This is a genomic window from Alkalilacustris brevis, from assembly GCF_003350345.1.
Classification (GTDB): Bacteria; Pseudomonadota; Alphaproteobacteria; order Rhodobacterales; family Rhodobacteraceae; genus Alkalilacustris; species Alkalilacustris brevis.
Genome location: NZ_QNVJ01000034.1, coordinates 1 through 18478, shown reverse-complemented (window position 1 = coordinate 18478; position 18478 = coordinate 1). Strand labels below are relative to the sequence as shown.

The following is an 18478-nucleotide window of genomic DNA, read 5'->3' as shown; positions in this document are numbered from 1 at the left end:
ACGTAAAGACAAGGAACAGTTTCCCGCTTGCGCATGATCCGGGAACCTTCTTCAGCAGCCTGCGCTGTCAGGTGCCCGGCTTGCGGAGGTGGCAATGCTTAAAAGGTCACAAAGCGCCTGCCGGGGGGCAGGCAGGCGCTGCCCGGCGCAAGTCGCCGGGCGGGGCGGCTGGAAACCTCCGGCCCCCTCTGCCCGTTACATCGAGAAACTGGTGCCACAGCCGCAGGAGCTGCTGGCATTGGGATTGTCGATGGTGAAACGCGCGCCGATCAGCTCTTCGGTGAAGTCGATCACCGCGTTCGCCAAAAACGGCAGCGAAACACTGTCCACAACCACCTTCAGCCCGTCCCTCTCGATGACCAGATCATCCTTGGCAGGCGCATCGAGCCGGATGTCATACTGAAATCCCGAGCAGCCGCCGCCCTCCACCGCTACGCGCAGGGCCTGCGCCTCGCCGGTTTCGGAGTTGATCTCGGCCAGCCGGGCAAAGGCCCGGTCGGTCACTTTGGGGGGCAGGGTCAGTTGGGTCATGCCGTCCGCTTTGCCATTTCCGATCATGTCCTTGTGCCATATAAGCGTGGGCAAGCATACCGGCAAGCAAGCGCGCGCAAGACAACATGCACGACAGCAGGAAAGGCGCCTCGATGCAGCCCCCCCATGCAAGCCCTCCCCAACTCACGGCCCCCTATGCCTGTGACCCGCGCCTCAGCCGCGGCCGGCTTCATCCCGAACCCGAAAGCACCTTTCGCTCGGCCTTTCACCGCGACCGCGACCGCATCATCCATTCCTCGGCCTTCCGGCGGCTCAAGCACAAGACCCAGGTCTTTGTCGAGGGCGAGGGCGATTACTACCGCACCCGGCTGACCCATTCGATCGAGGTGGCGCAAGTCGCCCGCACCCTGGCCGAGGTGCTGGGCCTGCACGAGGGGCTGGCCGAGGCGGTCGCGCTGGCGCATGATCTGGGCCACGCCCCTTTCGGCCACACCGGCGAGGATGCGCTCGCGCGGCTGATGGAACCATATGGCGGGTTCGACCACAATGCCCAGGCGCTGCGCATCGTCACCCGGCTGGAACGCCATTACGCCGAGTTCGACGGGCTGAACCTGACATGGGAGACGCTGGAAGGCATCGCCAAGCACAACGGCCCCCTGCTGGCGCCCGATGGCACACCGCTTGACGGGCCGCTGCCCGAGGCGCTGGCCGAATACAACGCCAGCCACGACCTGGAGCTGCACACCCATGCCGGCCCCGAGGCGCAGGTCGCCGCCATCGCCGATGACATCGCCTATAACCACCACGACCTGCAGGACGGGCTGCGCTCGGGCCTTTTCGCCGATGACGACCTGCGCGATTTGCCGGTGGTCGGCCCGGCCTATGCCGCGGTGGACGCGCGCTATCCGGGGTTGGAAGCCTCGCGCCGGCGGCACGAGGCGCTGCGCCGCGTCTTCGGCGCGATGGTCGAGGATGTGATTGCCGAATCCCGCGCGCGGCTGGCCCGCGCCGCGCCGCAAGACGCACAAGCGGTGCGCGACCTGGGCGCGCCGGTGGCCGATTTCTCGGCCGCGATGAAGCACGAGCTCGCGCAGGTGCGCCGCTTTCTCTTCCAGCGGATGTATCGCGCGCCTTCGGTGATGGCGCAGCGCGCAAGGGTCACGCAGGCCGTGGACGGGCTGTTTGCGCTGTTCATGGCGCGGCCCGGCCTGCTGCCCCCCGAATGGCGCCGCGATGTGGCCGGGGCGCAAGGCAAGGCACGGGGCGAGGCCGCGCTGGCCCGGACCGTGGCCGATTACGTGGCCGGCATGACCGACCGCTTCGCCTGGGCCGAATACATCCGCCTGACGCAGCGCGGCAGCAGGGGAAGGTAGCGGGGCCGGGGCTGGCGGGCGGGCGCGGAAACTGGCAAAAGAACGCATGGCCGACAGTCGCGCGGCGAGAAGAAGAGAGAAACGAGGCCCCCATGACAGACCCGCTTGCCGATCTGCCGGTCTGGTTGATCAATCTGGATCGCTCCCCTGACAGGCTAAGCCGCATGGATGCCGGTCTGCGCGCGCAGGGGCTTGCGTACGAACGGCTGCCCGCAATCGACGGCAAGGCCGAGTTCGACCGCCTGCTTCCCAGGGTCGACCGCGCCGCCTATGAGCGCAACATGGGCCAGACGCTGCTGCCGGGCAAGGTGGGCTGCTATTTCTCGCACCTCGCCGCCTGGGAGCGGCTTGTAGACTCCGGCAAGCCGATGGCGCTGATCCTTGAGGATGACGTGGTCTTTCACGAGGATTTTCGCGAGGCGCTGGCGCTGGCACTGAAGGCCGAAGCGCATTGGGATTTGCTGCGCTTGAATGCAACGCGCGCGCGCTTTCCCGTATCGCGTGGCAAAGCTGGCCCATACGCCATAAACGCCTATTACGGCAGATTCACAGGGAATGGCGCATACCTTCTCAAAGCAGATACTGCTGCCAGAGTCGCGCCACGCATTCAGCGCATGCGTTGGTCTTTTGAACACGAGATCGGACGATTCTTTGAGCATGACTATAGGCTCGCCGGACTGGAGCCATTTCCTAGTCATGTCGAAGACTTTGGTCAAAGCCAGATCGTAGGACTGAACAATGCCAAGCTCACCAAACCTTCATTTATCCACCGCCTGCCCCACTTCGCAAGAAAAATAGAAAGTTACTACCACCGCGGATTGCACCTTTACTTTTCAGGGAAATGGCCCCTCCCCAAAGATTAAATTTAATATATAATACTGATATACGCATTTCGAAATTCTGAATTCACTATTCCCTACATACGTCACCACCCGTAAACTCCTCTCGGGAAGATAACTTTGTCCTATAGTAACTAGCAGATCGATATTTATACGCCTATTAACACCCGACTCTTATTCAATCATCCCCACCTAAACGCTGGGTTGGCAGGGTCCAATATGAGCCCAGTTCTTCGTTGTATTTTGGTGGGTCAAGTACGGCCATGCCGCTGCCAGAAAAAAGTGTCAACTCACCGATGTAAAAACGTTCCGCAGTGCAAAGAAGGTCTACTCGCACAAAGTCAAGATCCTCGGCCAGGGGCTTGCCAAATTCGATCATCTCATCGATATTATTAGGCAGTAGCGCATCCGGATTGCGCGGAACGCTGGGGCTGCGAACGTTAAGGACTTTGCGCTCAGCGTCGAAAAATGTACGGAATTTTGACCCATTTTCCAACCCATTAATATAGAATGATCGCAAGTCCCCGTTGAAAAATTGCAGCTTAACCTCATGCAACTCTGCAGGATCAGCAACCATCTCTTCAACCAAGATACCCCTGCGTGTCTTCGTGTAGGCCCATTCATGCGCGCTGAGACGATGATACCTGATAAGCCACTTCTTCATCAGGGCGCGCGCTGCGTCCTTGTCCAGGGCGTCGCTGTCCTCAACGATCAGGTTCATGCCTGAGCCATGCGTCGCCTTGATGACATAGCTGGCAGGCAGGGTGTCAAAATCCAGATCATCCGGATCTTCGACATATTGCAACAACGGCACCAGCAGCTCTTGCGCGCGCTCCTGCCCCAATCGGCTGACAACATAGTCGCGCACGAGGTACTTGTTGCTCAGGATCGGGAAGAGCGGGTTATCGTCCTTGAGCTTGCGCCACTGGATCTTTTCGGAGAAAGTCTGCGGATTCTTCAGGTCAAGCGCATAGCCGTGCCGGCGCCGGAAACGTCGCTTGAGCAGTGGCGCGCCCAGAACCCGATCAAGATGCGCCAAAATCAGCTTGGCCTCTTGATGCAACCTGTAACTCCACACGAAACCACCCCCATCACCACCCGGACTGTCAAGGGGCCCCGGTACCACCGGCTCACCCCGGCAGCAATATGCGCCCGCAATTCAACTCGTGCTGCCTAGCCGCCGGTCCCCTCCCCCCTTGCATCCGCCCCGCGCGCGGGCGATCAACGTTGCGGAGGCCCGCCCGCGATGCACAGCCCGACAGCCGAACCCGCGCCCGAACCCGCAGATGCGCCCGCCATCTGGCTTCTGGCCCTGAGCCAGACGTTGGGCTTTGCCGCGCTGCTTTATATCTTCGCGGCGCTGCTGGTCCCCTGGGAGGCGGCGCTGGGCTGGCCGAAAAGCCAGCTTGCGCTGGGGCCGACCGCCTCCATCCTGACCTCGGCGGCGCTGGCGCCGCTGGTGGGGCGGCTGATCGACCGGGGCTGGGGCGGCGCGCTGCTTGTTGGCGGGGCGGGGCTTGGCACGCTGGCGCTGGTGCTTCTGTCGCAGGTGGTCACGCCGGGGCAGTTCATCGCTGTCTGGGTGCTGATCGGCGTGGCCCATGCAGCCTGCCTTTATGAGGCCTGTTTCGCCTTTCTGATCCGGCGGCTGGGGCGCGCGGCCCGCCCGGCGATCATCCGCATCACGCTGGTGGCGGGGTTCGCCTCGAGCCTCGCCTTTCCGGCGGGGGCGTACTTTTCCGAGGCTCTGGGCTGGCGCGGGGCGGTGCTGTGCTTTGCCGCAGCGCTGGGGCTGCTGGCGATGCCGGCCAACCTGCTGGCCACCCGGCGGCTGCGCCGACAGGCCCGCGCCACCCCCCGCGAAACCGTCACGGCAAGCGACGAGAAGGCAGCCTATCGCCAGGCGCTGGGGCAGCGGCGCTTCTGGCTGCTGGCCATGCTGTTCGCGCTGGCCGCCACCAACCACACCATGCTGGTCAACTTTTTCATCCCCGTCTTTCTTGAGCGCGGCGCCAGCCCGGCGATGGCGGTGCTCGCGGCCTCCTGCGTGGGGCCGGCGCAGGTGGCCGGGCGGCTGGCGCTGATGCTGTGGGAGGCGCGCATCGGCACCGCGCGCGCCACTCTGCTGATGCTGGGGATGCAGGTGCTTGCGGCGCTTGTGCTGTGGTCGGCCGGCGCGGCGCCCTGGCTGATCTTCGCCTTCGCGCTTTTCCAGGGCGCGGCGCACGGGCTGATGAGCATTCTCAAGCCGGTCCTGGTGGCTGAGGCCCTGGGCCATGCCGCCTATGGCGCGCTGGCAGGCAGCCTGGCCACCGGGGCGCTGCTGGGCATGGCGGCGGCCCCGTTCCTGGGTGCGGTACTGATCGAGGCGGGCGGCGCGGCGGCGCTGATCCTCGTGGCGCTCGGCATGGCGCTGGCGGCGCTGGTCTGCGCGCTGCTGGTGCTGCGGGAGCCTGCCGGGGGTTGAGCCGGGGGTTAGGAGCCTGTCGCACCTGGCCTCACCCCGTCCCGAACAGAGGGCATGCGACCGTCCCGCCCCGTCAGCCCAGCGCCTTGCCCAGCCTTGGCAGCCGCGCGCGCTTGAGCAGCGCGCGCAGGGGCTGCGCCCGGCCCGAGACGCGCTCGGTCTCGCGCTGCACGGCAACCACACAGGCCTCGACAGGGGCAGGATTGGACAGCCAGAGATCCATCACGAAGGCATCGGGCGCAATGGCGCGCAGCCCGTGCGGGGCCAGCGCCCGGCGCGGAAAATCCCGCAGATTGAGCGTCAGCACAAGCTCCGCGCGCCCACTGATGGCCACGGCCAGCACATGTTTGTCCGCCGCATCGGGCAGATCGAGCGTGGCCTCGCGCGCGGGGTCGGCGGGCAGCTCAGCCCCCGGCCAGCGCTGGCGCAAGAGCGTGATCTCGCCCTCGGCGATCAGCGCGGCCTCGGGCCCCAGGCGGGCGGCGGCGTGGTGCCACTCGTCCAGAATGCGCCGCGACCAGAGCGACGTGAACAGCCCTGCCTGCGCACAGCCAAGCACGATCTCGCGCAGCACCGTGGGGAAAAGCACGCAGGCGTCGATCAGCACACGCGGCGGCGGCGCTGTGCGATCACGCGGCGCGGTCATCGTCCAGCCGGAAGAACAGCGCCTTCAGATAGCCCGACTCGGCCAGTTGCGGCAGCAGCGGATGGTCCGGCCCGGCAAAGCCCGTGTGCAGGATCTGCCCGCGCCGCCCGGCCCGCCCGATGCCGCGCACCGAGGCCGTGCGGAACCGCGCCAGGTCGGCCGCGTGCGAGCACGAGCACAGCACCAGATACCCACCCGGCGCCACCAGCGTCGCCGCCATCCGCGCCACCCGCTCATAGGCCCGCAGCCCGGCCTCCAGCGCCGGTTTGGATGGCGCGAATGCCGGCGGATCGCAAACCACCATGTCGAAGCGGCGCCCTTCGGCCCCCAGCGCCTCGAGCGTGGCAAACGCATCGCCCTGCCGGGTTTCGAACCGTGCTGCAACGCCGCCAGATTCGGCCCCCTGCTGCGCCAGGTCCAGCGCCGGGGCCGAGGCATCGACCGCAAGCGCGCTGGCCGCGCCCCCGGCCAGCGCCGCCAGCGCGAAACCACCCACATGGCTGAACACATCCAGCAGCGCCCCCCCGCGCGCCAAACGCGCGGCAAGGGCGTGGTTGGGCCGCTGGTCATAGAACAGCCCGGTCTTCTGCCCGCCGATCACATCGGCCATATAGGTCGCACCGTTCATCGGCACCGTCACCGGCCCGGCGACACTGCCGCGCACGACCTGCGTTTCCTCGGCCAGCCCCTCGAGTCCGCGTGCGCGCCCGGTGCCGTTCTTGACCACATGCGCCACGCCGGTGACATCAACCAGCGCCGCGACCAGCATGTCGAGATGCGCCTCGGCCCAGGCCGCATTGGGCTGGACCACCGCCAGATCGCCGAACCGGTCGATCACCACGCCCGGCAGCGCGTCGGCCTCGGCATGGACCAGCCGGTAGAAGGGCGCGTCATACAGCCGTTCGCGCAACGCCAGCGCATGACGCAGCCGCGCGACCAGCCATGGCGGGCTGATCTCCACCGCCGGATCGCGATCGAGCATCCGCGCGATGATCTTCGAGTTTGGGTTCACCGTCACCAGCCCCATCGGGCGGCGCAAGTCGTCTTCCAGAACCGCCAGAGTGCCCGGCGCCAGCGCGCGGGTGCGCCGGTCAGTCACCAACTCATCGGCATAGACCCAGGGGAAACCGTGACGGATCGCCTGCGCCCCGGCGCGGGGCTTGAGGCGGACAACGGGGCGCGCGGGCGCAAGGGTGCTCTCTGTCATGGCTTGTTCCTACGCGCTGCCGCGCCCCTAGGGAAGCAGTGCCATGCCACGCTTGCCCCAAAATGCAAAAATCCCGGCACTCGGGCCGGGATTCTTGCAGCGATCCTTCGCGCAAGTTCAGGCGGTCTGGCCCGCCTGATGCCCATTGCCGCGCTGCGCGCTGAAGCGGCGCACGATGCGGGTAACGGCGGCAGAGAGGAACTCCCTGACCATTTGCGCGCGCAACTGGCGGGCTTCACGCTCGATTCGCAGCACGTCAATTTCGGTGGTTTTCATGCTCAGCAGCATTTCGTTGAATTCCTGGTCACTCATCTGGTCGATGTCCTTCTGGGTCATGTCTCGGTTTCCCGGCATATGTTTCTGTTTTCTGCGTTGCAGCTTAGATAGGCCCGCCAGGCCGGGCCTGCTACAGACATTTCCGAAATGCCGCCATGCAGCGGCTGCAACAGTCACGCGCCCTGCAAGCCCGCCGCAGCCCGACCAGGGGCGGTGATGCGCCGGGCCGGCACGGACGGGCTTGCACTTCCGGCTGGTTAGCGCTAACAGCAGCAACAGGAAACACCCGCCCCCAAACAGGCCCCCGCGGCGCACCCGCGCACAGGGCCGGCCAGCACCGCCGGGAGGGTCTGCGCATGACACTCGACAGCACGATTGCCAAAGTGACGGCCCGGATCGAGGCCCGCTCACGCACGACACGCGCCGCCTATCTCGACCGGATCGCCCGCACCGCCGAGGCCGGCCCCGCGCGCGCGCATCTGAGTTGCGGCAATCAGGCCCATGCCTATGCGGCCTCCGGCCCCGACAAGGCCGGCCTCGCCGAAGGCGCCGCGCCCAATCTCGGAATCGTCACCGCCTATAACGACATGCTTTCGGCCCACCAGCCCTTTGAAACCTACCCCGCGCTGATCCGCGAGGCCGCGCGGCGCGCGGGCGGCAGCGCGCAGGTGGCCGGCGGCGTGCCCGCAATGTGCGACGGCGTCACCCAGGGCCAGCCGGGAATGGAGCTGAGCCTGTTCTCGCGCGACGTGATCGCCTTGGCCGCGGGGGTGGCGCTCAGCCACAATTGTTACGACGCGGCCCTCTATCTGGGCGTGTGCGACAAGATCGTGCCGGGGCTGGTGATCGCGGCGGCAACCTTTGGCCACCTGCCCGCAGTGTTCCTGCCCGCAGGCCCCATGACCAGCGGCCTGCCCAATGAGGAAAAGTCACGCATCCGGCGCCAGTTCGCCGCCGGAGAGATCGACCGCGCCGCACTGATGCAGGCCGAGATGGCCTCCTATCACGGCCCCGGCACCTGCACTTTCTACGGCACCGCCAATTCCAACCAGATGCTGATGGAGTTCATGGGACTGCACCTGCCGGGCGCCAGCTTCGTCAACCCGGGCACGCCGCTGCGCGAGGCGCTGACAATCGCCGGAGCGGAACGCGCGCTGGCAATTACCGCGCTGGGCAAGGATTTTCGCCCCGCGGGCCACATCCTGGACGCGCGCGCCTTCGTCAACGGTATGGTCGGGCTGATGGCCACCGGCGGCTCGACCAATCTGGTCATGCACCTGCCGGCCATGGCGCGCGCCGCCGGGGTGCTGATCGAACCCGAGGATTTCGCCGAGATCTCGGCGGTGACACCGCTGATGGCGCGGGTCTACCCCAACGGGCTGGCCGATGTGAACCATTTCCACGCCGCCGGCGGGCTTGGCTTCATGATCGGCGAGTTGCTGGAGGCGGGGCTGCTGCACCCGGACGTGAAAACTGTCGCGGGCGACGGGCTGCACCATTACACGCAGGAGCCGCAACTTGACGGCAACCGCCTGGTCTGGCGCGAGGGCGCGCGCGAAACCCTGAACGACCGCATCCTGCGCCCGGTTTCCGCGCCCTTTCAATCCAGCGGCGGGCTGCGCGCGCTGTCGGGCAATCTCGGGCGCGCAGTCATCAAGGTCTCTGCCGTGGCCGACGAACACCGGCAGATCGAGGCCCCGGCGCGCATCTTCGCCGACCAGTACGCGGTGCAGGCGGCCTTCCGCGCCGGCGAGTTCACGCAAGACTGCATCATCGTAGTGCGCTTCCAGGGGCCACGCGCCAACGGGATGCCCGAATTGCATATGCTCACGCCACTGCTCGGGGTGCTGCTCGGGCGCGGCCTGAAGGTAGCTCTGGTGACAGACGGGCGCATGTCGGGCGCCAGCGGCAAGGTGCCTGCCGCGATCCATGTCAGCCCCGAAGCGGCCGAGGGCGGCCCGCTCGCCCGGCTGCGCGATGGCGACCGGCTGCGCCTCGATGCCACACGCGGCACGCTCGATGTCCTGGATGCCGATCTTGACAGCCGCGCGCCCATCGAAGCAGACCTTTCGGCCAACGCGAGCGGCCTGGGACGCGAGCTTTTCGCAGCCTTCCGCGCCAATGTCGGCCCCGCCACCAGCGGCGCATCGGTGGTGGTATGAGATCGCACCGCCCCACCGCCGCCCGCGGCCCTGCCGAACCCGCGCGCCCAAGACTTTCTTGCCTTCGGCGAGGATATTTTAACCAAGAAGAAACCAATCACGTTGAAGCTTTGACTGCGGTACAGGCGGGGACGCCGATGACCGCCCAAGGAGAAGGCACTCCGTTCCCTTCGGGGGGCGGAGTGTTTCTCTTCTTGGCAAAAATATCCTCGCCGAAGGCATTCCGACGCGGGCGGCGGGCGTTGGCCCTGGCCTGCGAAGGGCACACGCCATGACCCCGCACAACGCCTCCGATATTCTTGAAGGTTTCTGCCGCATGGCGCCTGTCATTCCGGTTCTGGTAATCGAGGATGCCGCGCGGGCGCGCCCGCTGGCCGAGGCATTGCGCGACGGGGGGTTGACAGTGCTCGAAGTCACCTTGCGCACCCCGGTGGCGCTGGAGGCGATCCGACGGATCGCGGATGTGCCTGGTGTGATCGTGGGCGCCGGCACGTTGCTCGCGGCCGAAGATGTCCGTGAAGCGGTGGCCGTCGGGGCGCGTTTCGGGGTGTCGCCCGGCGCGACGCCTGCCTTGCTCGATGCCTGCGAGACAGCCGGGCTGCCGCTGCTGCCGGGGGCTGCCACCGCGTCGGAGGTGATGGCGCTGCGGGCGCGAGGCTACCGGGTGCTCAAGTTCTTTCCCGCCGGTTCCTCGGGCGGCGCGGCGGCGCTGCGCGCGCTGGCGGGGCCGTTTCCGGACATGCGCTTCTGCCCCACCGGCGGCATCGGCCCGTCGAATGCAGCGGAATACCTGGCGCTTGACACTGTGCTTTGCGTCGGAGGCAGCTGGGTTGCGCCACCCGCGATGGTGGCGGCCGGTGACTGGGCAGACATCACCGGGCTCGCGCGGCAGGCGGCGCGGCTGCGCTGAGGCGCCCGGATCACTGCCCGCGCAACCGCCCCGCACGCCCGCCGCGGCGGTGGGCGGGGGCAGCATCCATCGCCCGGCCTTCGCGCAGGATGGCGCTCATCGGATGCGCCTGGGCTGCACCGTATTCCTCGAGCAGGCGCTCCATCGCTGCGCCGGGGTCCGTGCCCGGCGCGAGGCTGAGCGCCCAGTCGAGGAAGATGGAGCGGCATTCGCCTTCGGTGATCCCGTCGATCCGGTAGCTTTCGCGCACCAGGCCCTTCGGGTCGGCCTGTACGAGCGTGAGTGGCGCGGCGCGGGGCGTCATTTCGCGGCCTCGCCGTCATCCAGCAGCCGGGTGATGAGGCGATCGGCCTCCTGCACCCGAGCCGTCAGCTCGCGCTCGAGCGCATCGCGCCCGTCGTGGCCGGTTTCGCGCAGCAGGAAGGCGCAGGCGCCTTCGCCCAGCTTATCGGGGGCCACGGGCGCATCGCTGAGCAGCCGCCCCACGCAATGCAGTCGCCAGCACAGCCTATAGCTGCGTGCCAGTTCCGCGGCGGCGTCGCGGGGGGGGCAGTCGGCGCGTTGCCCGGCCTGAAGCTGGGCCTCGACGGCGCGGGCGGGGGATCCGGCAAGCAACGCCGCGGCCTGGGCGAGCAGCTCGATTTCCTGCATCCTGCCCGGGCCTGACTTGGCGTCCCACAGGCCGGTGCCGGGGCGCGCCTCGCGGATGCGGGCGCGCATCTCGGCCACGTCCTTGAGCACCGCCGCACCCTGCCCGGCCCCGGCCAGCAAGTCCCGGCGGAAGGTTTCAACCTCGTCGGCCAGATCCGCGCCACCGGCGATCGGACGCGCGCGGGTCAGCGCCAGGTGCTCCCATGTCCAGGCCTCGTTGCGCTGGTAGCTGCGAAAGGCGCTGAAAGCCGTGGCCACCGGCCCTTGCCGCCCCGAGGGACGCAGCCGCATATCGACCTCGTAAAGCCTCCCCTCGGCCATCGGCGCGGACAGGGCCGTGACCAGCGCCTTGGTCAGCCGCGCGAAATAGCTGGTGGCGGTGAGCGGGCGCGGCCCGTCCGATGCCTCTACCCCTTCGGCATCATAGATCACGATCAGGTCGAGATCGGAGGCCGCATTGAGCCGCCGCGCCCCCAGCGAGCCCATGCCCAGCACCACCGCGCCGCGGCCCGGCGGCGCCCCGTGCTTGCGCGCGAATTCCTCGATCACCACCGGCCAGAGCGCGGCGACAACCGCCTCGGCCAGATCGGCATATTGCTGCCCGGCCTCGAAGGCGTCGGTAATGCCGCGCAGCAGGTGCACGCCGATACGGAAATGCCATTCGCGCGCCCAGACACGCGCGGCATCGAGCCGGCGTTCATAATCGTCGTCGCGCCCGAACTGCCGGCTCAGATCGGCGGTGAGCGCGGCCGTTCCGGGCCATTCGCTGAAGAAGCTGCCCCCGATCACCGCGTCGAAGACGCGCGCGTTACGGGCGAGGTATTGCGCCAGCCGTGGGGCCGTGGCGCAGATATCGACGACCAGGTCGATCAGTTGCGGGTTGGCCTCGAACAGCGCGAAAAGCTGCACCCCGGCCGGCAACCCGGCAAGAAAGCCGTCGAACTGGGCGAGCGCCTCGTCGGGGTTGGCCGCGCGTTTCATCATCCGGCTCAGGATCTCGGGGCGCAGGCGCGAAAACACTTCATGCGCGCGGTTCGAGCGCAGCGCGGGGTAGTTTTCCCAACGGGCAACGATGGCCTGCGCCGCCTCGGAAAGCTCCGGCTCGCTGCGGGCCGTGCCGGGGGCAAAGAAATCCTCGGTGAGTTCAGCCACGCGCGCCAGCCGCTCGGCCAGCGCCTGGCGAAAGGCCTTGGTGTCGCCCTCGCCCATGAAACGGGCAAGCCTGTCGAACCCTTCAGCATTTCCGGGCAGCTTATGGGTCTGCGCATCGCCCACCATCTGAAGCCGGTGTTCCACCTCGCGATGAGCGCGGTAATGCCGGGCGAGTTCGTCGGATACCTCCTCGGGGATCCATTCTTTCCCGGCCAGCGCCTGCAGCGCGGCAATAGTGCCGCGTTCGCGCAAGCTGGCGTCACGCCCGCCGGCGATCAGCTGGCGCGTCTGGGTGAAGAACTCGATTTCGCGGATGCCACCCATGCCGAGTTTCATGTCGTGGCTTTCCAGCACCAGCGGCCCGCCCAGCCCCTTGTGCGAACGGATGCGCAGCCGCATGTCATGCGCGTCCTGGATGGCCGCGAAGTCCAGATGCCGCCGCCAGACGAAGGGGCGCAGCATTTCCAGAAACCGCTCGCCCGCGGCGATGTCGCCCGCGCAGGGGCGCGCCTTGATATAGGCCGCGCGTTCCCAGGTGCGGCCGAGGCTTTCGTAATAGCGCTCGGCGGCCTCCATCGACAGGCAGACCGGCATCACCGAGGCATCGGGCCGCAGCCGCAGATCGGTGCGGAAGACATAACCATCCTCGGTGTGGTCCGACAAAAGCGCGGTCATGCGGCGGGTGGCGCGGATGAAGGCGGCGCGGGCCTCCATCTGGGCTGGCGGGCCGTCGAAGCGCGATTCGTCGAACAGGCAGATCAGGTCGATGTCGGAGGAAAAGTTGAGCTCATGCGCCCCCATCTTGCCCATGGCCAGCACGAACATACCCGCCGCCTGCGCTGCGTCTTCGGGGCGCGCATCGGGGATCTTGCCGCGGCGGATCTCGTCAGCGACCAGATTTTGCAGGGCAAGATCGACCGATTTATCGGCCAGCCGGGTCAGCGCGCCGGTCACTTCTTCCAGCGCCCAGACACCGCCGAGATCAGCCAGCGCCGCCAGCAGAGCCACACGCCCCTTGGCGCGCCGCAAGGCACGGCCGAGGCCGGGCAGGTCCACCCTATCGAGCGCGGCAAGCTCATCCTCGAGCGCGGCCTCAGGGTCGACCTCAAGCGCCTCTGCCAGCCAGTCGCCATGCTTTTCGACAAGCCCTCTCAGGTAGGGGCTGCACCCGGCGGCTCCCGCAAGCAGGTCGTGCAGTTCGGAAGGCAGGCCGGGCACTGCCGCGGCAGCCTCGGCACCGGCGTCGGGGTCATGGGCGATGGGCGCGCGGCACAGGCGGGATGCAAAGCTCATGCACCATGATTGACCCGCCCTTGCGGCGGGGTCAACGGGGTGGCTGCGCCGCGCACCTCATGTGCACGCCTGCGTGCGCCGCGCACGCGGCGGGGCTTTCCTTTTGGCCAGCGCATGGCTACATCCCCGGCATGAGCAGGACACTCCATATCATTGGTGGCGGCATGGCCGGAAGCGAAGCCGCCTGGCAGGCCGCGAACGCGGGCATCGAAGTGGTGCTGCACGAGATGCGCCCCAATGTCGGCACCTTCGCCCACCGCACAGGCGATCTGGCGGAAATGGTGTGCTCGAACTCGTTCCGCTCGGACGATGACGAACAGAACGCCGTGGGCCTGCTGCACTGGGAGATGCGCGCGGCCGGCGGGCTGATCATGGAAATGGCCGATGCCCACCGCCTGCCGGCAGGCGGCGCGCTGGCGGTGGACCGCGACCCCTTCGCCCGTGCCGTGACCGAGCGGCTGCGCGCGCACCCGCGCGTCAGCGTCAGCCACGAGGAAATTACCGAGCTTCCCGCCGAAGGGAGCTGGATCATCGCCACCGGCCCGCTGACCTCGGGCAATCTGGCCGAAGCCATCCGGCGCGAGACCGGCGCCGAACAACTGGCCTTTTTCGACGCCATCGCGCCCATCGTGCATTTCGATTCGGTCGATCTGTCCAGGGCCTGGTTTCAGTCGCGCTATGACAAGGGCGAGACCGAGGAGGAGCGCACCGCTTACCTCAACTGCCCGATGGACCGCGCGCAATACGAAGCCTTCATCGACGCGCTGCTGGAGGCCGAAAAGACCGAGTTTCACGAGGGCGAGACCGCGCAGTATTTCGACGGCTGCCTGCCCATCGAGGTGATGGCCGAACGCGGGCGCGAAACCCTGCGCCACGGGCCGATGAAGCCCGTGGGCCTGACCAACCCGCACGCGCCCGATGTGAAACCTTACGCCGTGGTGCAACTGCGCCGCGACAACGCGCTGGGCACGCTCTACAACATGGTCGGCTTCCAGACCAAAATGAAGTATGGCGCGCAAAAGGCTGTTTTAACCATGATTCCGGGGCTGGAAGTGGCCCGTTTCGCGCGCCTTGGCGGAATTCACCGCAACACTTTCATCAACTCGCCCACGCTGCTTGACGGGGCGATGCGCCTGCGCTCGCGCCCCAACATCCGCTTTGCCGGGCAGATCACCGGCGTCGAGGGCTATGTGGAATCGGCGGCGATGGGGCTTCTGGCCGGGCGGCTGGCGGCGGCGGAGCTGCTGGGCGAACCACTTGCCCCGCCCCCGCCCGACACGGCGATGGGCGCCCTGCTCAACCACATCACCGGCGGCGCGGACGCAAAGACCTTTCAGCCGATGAATGTAAATTTTGGGCTTTTCCCGCCGATCGACGCACGCGGCGGGCGGCGCGGACGGCGCGAGCGTTACAAGGCTTATACCGACCGTGCCAAGGCGGCCTTCGGCGAATGGCTGCGCGAGGCCGGGCAGGATGCCGCCTGAGGCCCCCTACCGCACCCGCTTTGCCCCCTCGCCCACCGGGCTTCTGCATCTGGGCCATGCCTATTCGGCACTGGTCGCCGCGCGCCGCGCCAAGGCCCATGGCGGCACCTTTCTGCTACGCATCGAGGATATAGACCAGCCCCGCTGCCGCTCCGAATATGAGGCCGCGATCTTTGAGGATCTGCGCTGGCTGGGCCTCGACTGGCCCGCGCCGGTGATGCGCCAGTCTGACCGGATGGAAACCTACCGCGCGGCGCTGGTGCAACTGGCCGAGGCGGGGCTGATCTACCCCTGCGCCTGCACCCGCGCCGAAATCCGCGCGGCGCTTTCGGCGCCCCAGGAGGGCGATGGCCGCAGTTCCGGAACCTACCCCGGCACCTGCCGCAACCGCCCGATGCGAGATGCCGGCCCGCAAGATGCGTTACGGCTGAACATGGACGCCGCGCTGGCGCGGGTGCCGGATCCGGGCGCCTTCATCGAAACCGGGCCATTGCACGGCGGGGCGCATCCGGCATCGCCCGAGGCGCTGTTGCGCGATCATGGCGACGTGGTGCTGGCGCGGCGGGATATCGGCACGTCCTATCACATCGCCGTGGTGGTCGATGACGCGGCGCAGGGCATCACCGAAGTCGTGCGCGGCGTCGATCTGTTCGAAGCGACCGCTCTGCACTGCCTGCTGCAAAAGCTGCTGGGCCTGCCGCGCCCGCGCTATCACCACCACCGGCTGATCCGCGACGCGGCCGGGCGCAGGCTGGCCAAGCGCGACGACGCCCGCGCGTTGCAAACCCTGCGCGCGGAGGGAATGACGCCGAAGGCCATCGAGGCGCTTTTCACCGCGCAGGGATGCGGGCTGTAACCTGAACGCGCCGGGCGAAGCACCGCCGGGCGGCAGGCCGTGCCTGCGGCAGGCCGATGGCGCGGCGGGCCTGCCGGCCCTTGACCCGCGCCATTGCCTCCGGCGGGGATATTTATGCCAAGAAGAAGGACAGGCCGTGCTTACAGGGAGCGGGCGAAGCCGCGGCGCGGCGGGCCAGTCACGCCACGGGCTTGAGGATCTCCACCTCCGCACCGTCGCGGATCGCGGTGTAGAAGCAGCTGCGGCGATTGGTATGGCAGGCGGGGCCGGTCTGATCGACCTGCACCAGCAGGCAATCGCGGTCGCAATCGATGCGCATCTCGACCAGTTTCTGAACATGACCCGAGCTTTCACCCTTGATCCAGAAGGCCTGCCGCGAGCGCGACCAGTAGGTCACGCGCCCGGTCTCGAGCGTGCGCGCCACCGCGTCGCGATTCATCCAGGCCATCATCAGCACTTCGCCCGTGGCATGGTCTTGCGCAATGGCGGGGATCAGCCCCGCCGCGTCATAGCGCAGCGTCGCGGGATCGAACTTCATGCGCGAACTCCTTTGCAAAACGTGCCGCGGAAGTTATCTAACTGGACAAGGACAAGGGGGGAAGCCGTGACTGCCGAAACCGACCTGATCAAGCTTTATTCCGGGCGCATCCTGGCGCTTGCGGCGGATATTCCCCATACGGGGCGGCTGGAGGCACCGCAGGGCAGCGCGCGGCGGCGCTCGCCGCTGTGTGGCTCAACGGTGACGGTCGACCTCGACATGGAGGACGGACGGATCAGCCGCTTCGCCCAGGAAGTGAAGGCCTGCGCCCTGGGCCAGGCGGCGGCGGCGGTGCTGGGGGCGCAGGTGATCGGGCTGGGGCGCGATGACATCGCCCGGGGGCTGACCCAGTTGCGCACGATGCTCAAGGAAGGCGGCCCCGTGCCCGAAGCACCGTTCGACGGGCTCGAGGTGCTGCACCCCGCGCGCGATTATCGCAACCGCCACGCCTCGATCCAGTTGGCCTTCGAGGCCACGCTTGAAGCCATCGACGCGGCCACCCAGGCGCAGGGTTCCTCGCATCTGGGGTGAGCGGCGGCGAGAGCCCGGATCGCAGCCCCGACAAGCCGAAGGGAAAAACCGGCATGCTGAAACTTTACCACGGCGCGACAAGCGTCTGTTCGCAGAAGGTGCGCGTTGCGCTGGCGGAGATCGGCCTCGACTACGAGGGGGTGATGCTTGATCTGCAAAAGGGCGATCAGTTCGATCCGGATTACATGCGGCTCAACCCGGATGCGGTCGTGCCGACATTGCTCGATGGCGATCTCGTGCTGGTCGAGTCGAGCCTGATCGCCGAGTATCTTGACAGAACCTATAACGAGGGCAGGCTGATGCCTTCCGACGCGGCGCAGCAGGCCCGCGTGCGCCATTGGCTGCTGCGGTGCCTCTCGGTGCACGCGGCGATCAACACGCTGACCTTCTCGACATTCATGCGCGACAAGGTCCTGGCCGCGAAAACGCCACAAGAGATCGAGGCCGCCATCGCGCGGATGCCCGACAAGGTTCAGCAGGCCAAGCGGCGCGATCTCTTCGCGAATGGGCTGGGGTCGATTTATGTCGATCAGGCGCTGCTGCATCTGCGACGCGGTTTCGCGGATATGCATGCTGATATCGCAGGCGGCACATGGGTCTCGGGGCCTGCTTTCGGCCTCGCCGATATCGCGCTCGTTCCTTATATCGACCGGATTGAACGGCTAGGATTCGAAGGGCTTTGGCGCAGCGAATTCCCGGCTGTGGGCGCCTGGCTCACGGCGATGCGCGAGCGGCCAAGCTATGCGGCAGGCATTGCCACGTTCATCCCGGATGACATGGTGCAGGAACAACGCAGCGCCGGCGCCACGTATTGGCCGACCCTCGAGGAGCGATGGGCAGAACAGAGCGGCTGAAGCGATAACAAACCAAATGTAATCGCCGACGCCACGAAAATTGCAGCAATTCGGTATTTCGACGAAAAACCGTGGGGCAGGCGGACTCCCCCCGATGCCCCGGCGGAAAGGCCCGGATCGGACCGAGGCGAGGTCAAACGTCGCGCCCACCCCGGCATGTTGAGCCGAAGGGGGCTTCGAGGCGACGTTGCAGCGCGGCCGCTTTCACTGGATCCGCAATGCCCTCGCTCATGTCTCGCGCGGCCGACACATAGTCGTCGCCGCCGCGATTCGGCAGGCTTTCGCCCAGATCGACAAGGAGGAGATCGACCCCATTCTCAGCATGACCACGAAAGCCGCCTGATCATGCACTCAGAACATCCGGGAAATTGCATCACCTTGACGGACTTGACCAAATTCCAGCTGGTTTCGCCCAGATGCCCCCCGGTGCGACAGCGAAGCGAAGGTGCCCTGCAGCGCCCGTTCGAGGTGCGCCAGTGGGCGTTGCGCACCAAGCCTGATCTCGTTCTTCGGTGCAGTCATGAAAGTGGTCGCAAACAGCATCTCTGGCATTCGGTCCGTGCACCAGAATTGAACTGATCAAGTGCGATGGTGTTTCCTGCCTCATGCTTTCGAACGCTGAGGCAAAACCCGGAGAGAGTTCGTGATGCGTCCCAAGAACGGTCTTGATGCGACGGATATTCGCTGACCTGCCACGGGATTTTTCCTCCGTCTGCGATTAGAGTCCGACCCAAGGAAGGGACGGAC

The 18478-nt window shown here is 67.0% G+C and carries 18 protein-coding genes and 1 pseudogene; 10 read left to right on the top strand and 9 right to left on the bottom strand.

Annotated elements, in window-relative coordinates; all coding sequences use genetic code 11:
• Nucleotides 1-195: 195 nt before the first annotated feature.
• Nucleotides 196-522, bottom strand: coding sequence for a HesB/IscA family protein (locus tag DQ229_RS04805; protein WP_114965145.1), 327 nt, complete (start codon nucleotides 520-522; stop codon nucleotides 196-198).
• Between the two features lie 122 nt (nucleotides 523-644).
• On the opposite strand from DQ229_RS04805, the gene DQ229_RS04800 reads away from it, so the two are divergent.
• Both DQ229_RS04800 and DQ229_RS04795 read left to right on the top strand, forming a co-directional pair.
• Complete coding sequence (locus tag DQ229_RS04800) at nucleotides 645-1865, top strand: deoxyguanosinetriphosphate triphosphohydrolase (protein ID WP_114965144.1); 1221 nt, start codon at nucleotides 645-647, stop codon at nucleotides 1863-1865.
• Between the two features lie 92 nt (nucleotides 1866-1957).
• Nucleotides 1958-2728 carry a glycosyltransferase family 25 protein gene (locus DQ229_RS04795; RefSeq protein WP_114965143.1) on the top strand — a complete coding sequence of 257 codons (771 nt, stop codon included), beginning with the start codon at nucleotides 1958-1960 and terminating at the stop codon, nucleotides 2726-2728.
• Between the two features lie 154 nt (nucleotides 2729-2882).
• Here the strand turns inward: DQ229_RS04795 and DQ229_RS04790 are convergent, their stop codons facing one another.
• Nucleotides 2883-3767, bottom strand: a complete 885-nt coding sequence (locus DQ229_RS04790; RefSeq protein WP_162300746.1) for an ATP-grasp fold amidoligase family protein — start codon at nucleotides 3765-3767, stop codon at nucleotides 2883-2885.
• 183 nt (nucleotides 3768-3950) lie between these two features.
• On the opposite strand from DQ229_RS04790, the gene DQ229_RS04785 reads away from it, so the two are divergent.
• Complete coding sequence (locus DQ229_RS04785) at nucleotides 3951-5171, top strand: MFS transporter (protein WP_114965141.1); 1221 nt, start codon at nucleotides 3951-3953, stop codon at nucleotides 5169-5171.
• Nucleotides 5172-5244: 73 nt separating this feature from the next.
• On the opposite strand, the gene DQ229_RS04780 is transcribed toward DQ229_RS04785, so the two are convergent.
• From DQ229_RS04780 to DQ229_RS04770, 3 genes are all read right to left on the bottom strand, one after another.
• Complete coding sequence (locus tag DQ229_RS04780; RefSeq protein ID WP_114965140.1) at nucleotides 5245-5817, bottom strand: RSP_2648 family PIN domain-containing protein; 573 nt, start codon at nucleotides 5815-5817, stop codon at nucleotides 5245-5247.
• The gene (locus DQ229_RS04775; protein ID WP_114965139.1) at nucleotides 5801-7024 is read right to left on the bottom strand and encodes an RSP_2647 family RNA methyltransferase; all 1224 of its coding nucleotides are present in this window, start codon (nucleotides 7022-7024) and stop codon (nucleotides 5801-5803) included. Before DQ229_RS04775 ends, DQ229_RS04780 begins: the two co-directional genes overlap by 17 nt.
• 117 nt (nucleotides 7025-7141) lie before the next feature.
• Nucleotides 7142-7360 carry an RSP_7527 family protein gene (locus DQ229_RS04770; protein ID WP_114965138.1) on the bottom strand — a complete coding sequence of 73 codons (219 nt, stop codon included), beginning with the start codon at nucleotides 7358-7360 and terminating at the stop codon, nucleotides 7142-7144.
• Nucleotides 7361-7656: 296 nt separating this feature from the next.
• Between DQ229_RS04770 and edd the strand changes: the two genes are divergently transcribed.
• Together edd and eda are read left to right on the top strand one after the other, a co-directional pair.
• A complete protein-coding gene (gene edd / locus DQ229_RS04765; RefSeq protein ID WP_114965137.1) occupies nucleotides 7657-9462 on the top strand; it encodes a phosphogluconate dehydratase in 1806 nt (601 codons plus the stop codon).
• 271 nt (nucleotides 9463-9733) lie between these two features.
• Nucleotides 9734-10372, top strand: a complete 639-nt coding sequence (gene eda / locus DQ229_RS04760) for a bifunctional 4-hydroxy-2-oxoglutarate aldolase/2-dehydro-3-deoxy-phosphogluconate aldolase (RefSeq protein ID WP_114965136.1) — start codon at nucleotides 9734-9736, stop codon at nucleotides 10370-10372.
• Nucleotides 10373-10382: 10 nt separating this feature from the next.
• On the opposite strand, the gene DQ229_RS04755 is transcribed toward eda, so the two are convergent.
• Nucleotides 10383-10676 (bottom strand): hypothetical protein, encoded by a 294-nt coding sequence (locus tag DQ229_RS04755; RefSeq protein ID WP_114965135.1) that lies wholly within the window; start codon nucleotides 10674-10676, stop codon nucleotides 10383-10385.
• A complete protein-coding gene (locus DQ229_RS04750) occupies nucleotides 10673-13468 on the bottom strand; it encodes a [protein-PII] uridylyltransferase family protein (RefSeq protein WP_114965134.1) in 2796 nt (931 codons plus the stop codon). Before DQ229_RS04750 ends, DQ229_RS04755 begins: the two co-directional genes overlap by 4 nt.
• A gap of 131 nt (nucleotides 13469-13599) precedes the next feature.
• On the opposite strand from DQ229_RS04750, the gene trmFO reads away from it, so the two are divergent.
• Nucleotides 13600-14952, top strand: coding sequence for a methylenetetrahydrofolate--tRNA-(uracil(54)-C(5))-methyltransferase (FADH(2)-oxidizing) TrmFO (gene trmFO / locus DQ229_RS04745; protein WP_114965133.1), 1353 nt, complete (start codon nucleotides 13600-13602; stop codon nucleotides 14950-14952).
• Nucleotides 14942-15808 carry a tRNA glutamyl-Q(34) synthetase GluQRS gene (gene gluQRS / locus DQ229_RS04740; protein ID WP_114965132.1) on the top strand — a complete coding sequence of 289 codons (867 nt, stop codon included), beginning with the start codon at nucleotides 14942-14944 and terminating at the stop codon, nucleotides 15806-15808. The genes trmFO and gluQRS overlap by 11 nt, the downstream gene beginning before the upstream one ends.
• Before the next feature lie 178 nt (nucleotides 15809-15986).
• Here gluQRS and hisI read toward each other — a convergent pair whose 3' ends face one another.
• Nucleotides 15987-16346: a phosphoribosyl-AMP cyclohydrolase gene (hisI, locus tag DQ229_RS04735; protein ID WP_114965131.1), complete on the bottom strand. Its 360-nt coding sequence runs from the start codon at nucleotides 16344-16346 to the stop codon at nucleotides 15987-15989.
• A gap of 66 nt (nucleotides 16347-16412) precedes the next feature.
• Between hisI and DQ229_RS04730 the strand changes: the two genes are divergently transcribed.
• The 3 genes and pseudogenes from DQ229_RS04730 to DQ229_RS04720 form a co-directional block, all read left to right on the top strand.
• Nucleotides 16413-16877, top strand: a complete 465-nt coding sequence (locus DQ229_RS04730; RefSeq protein ID WP_114965130.1) for an iron-sulfur cluster assembly scaffold protein — start codon at nucleotides 16413-16415, stop codon at nucleotides 16875-16877.
• Between the two features lie 53 nt (nucleotides 16878-16930).
• Entirely contained in the window at nucleotides 16931-17731 is an 801-nt protein-coding gene (locus DQ229_RS04725) for a glutathione S-transferase family protein (protein ID WP_155326445.1), read from the top strand.
• A 175-nt stretch (nucleotides 17732-17906) separates the two neighbouring features.
• Nucleotides 17907-18029: pseudogene (locus DQ229_RS04720) on the top strand (IS256 family transposase); the annotation flags it as partial.
• A 53-nt stretch (nucleotides 18030-18082) separates the two neighbouring features.
• Here DQ229_RS04720 and DQ229_RS04715 read toward each other — a convergent pair.
• Nucleotides 18083-18283: a hypothetical protein gene (locus DQ229_RS04715; protein WP_114965128.1), complete on the bottom strand. Its 201-nt coding sequence runs from the start codon at nucleotides 18281-18283 to the stop codon at nucleotides 18083-18085.
• Nucleotides 18284-18478 lie beyond the last annotated feature (195 nt).

What these genes read in the sequence shown, in the direction of transcription:
- DQ229_RS04755 (WP_114965135.1), bottom strand. Translation starts at nt 10,676, where the DNA reads ATGACGCCCCGCGCCGCGCCACTCACGCTCGTACAGGCCGACCCGAAG.
- DQ229_RS04770 (WP_114965138.1), bottom strand. Translation starts at nt 7,360, where the DNA reads ATGACCCAGAAGGACATCGACCAGATGAGTGACCAGGAATTCAACGAA.
- DQ229_RS04785 (WP_114965141.1), top strand. Translation starts at nt 3,951, where the DNA reads ATGCACAGCCCGACAGCCGAACCCGCGCCCGAACCCGCAGATGCGCCC.
- eda (WP_114965136.1), top strand. Translation starts at nt 9,734, where the DNA reads ATGACCCCGCACAACGCCTCCGATATTCTTGAAGGTTTCTGCCGCATG.
- gluQRS (WP_114965132.1), top strand. Translation starts at nt 14,942, where the DNA reads ATGCCGCCTGAGGCCCCCTACCGCACCCGCTTTGCCCCCTCGCCCACC.
- hisI (WP_114965131.1), bottom strand. Translation starts at nt 16,346, where the DNA reads ATGAAGTTCGATCCCGCGACGCTGCGCTATGACGCGGCGGGGCTGATC.
- DQ229_RS04800 (WP_114965144.1), top strand. Translation starts at nt 645, where the DNA reads ATGCAGCCCCCCCATGCAAGCCCTCCCCAACTCACGGCCCCCTATGCC.
- DQ229_RS04715 (WP_114965128.1), bottom strand. Translation starts at nt 18,283, where the DNA reads ATGCCAGAGATGCTGTTTGCGACCACTTTCATGACTGCACCGAAGAAC.
- DQ229_RS04750 (WP_114965134.1), bottom strand. Translation starts at nt 13,468, where the DNA reads ATGAGCTTTGCATCCCGCCTGTGCCGCGCGCCCATCGCCCATGACCCC.
- edd (WP_114965137.1), top strand. Translation starts at nt 7,657, where the DNA reads ATGACACTCGACAGCACGATTGCCAAAGTGACGGCCCGGATCGAGGCC.
- DQ229_RS04775 (WP_114965139.1), bottom strand. Translation starts at nt 7,024, where the DNA reads ATGACAGAGAGCACCCTTGCGCCCGCGCGCCCCGTTGTCCGCCTCAAG.
- DQ229_RS04780 (WP_114965140.1), bottom strand. Translation starts at nt 5,817, where the DNA reads ATGACCGCGCCGCGTGATCGCACAGCGCCGCCGCCGCGTGTGCTGATC.
- trmFO (WP_114965133.1), top strand. Translation starts at nt 13,600, where the DNA reads ATGAGCAGGACACTCCATATCATTGGTGGCGGCATGGCCGGAAGCGAA.
- DQ229_RS04795 (WP_114965143.1), top strand. Translation starts at nt 1,958, where the DNA reads ATGACAGACCCGCTTGCCGATCTGCCGGTCTGGTTGATCAATCTGGAT.
- DQ229_RS04725 (WP_155326445.1), top strand. Translation starts at nt 16,931, where the DNA reads ATGCTGAAACTTTACCACGGCGCGACAAGCGTCTGTTCGCAGAAGGTG.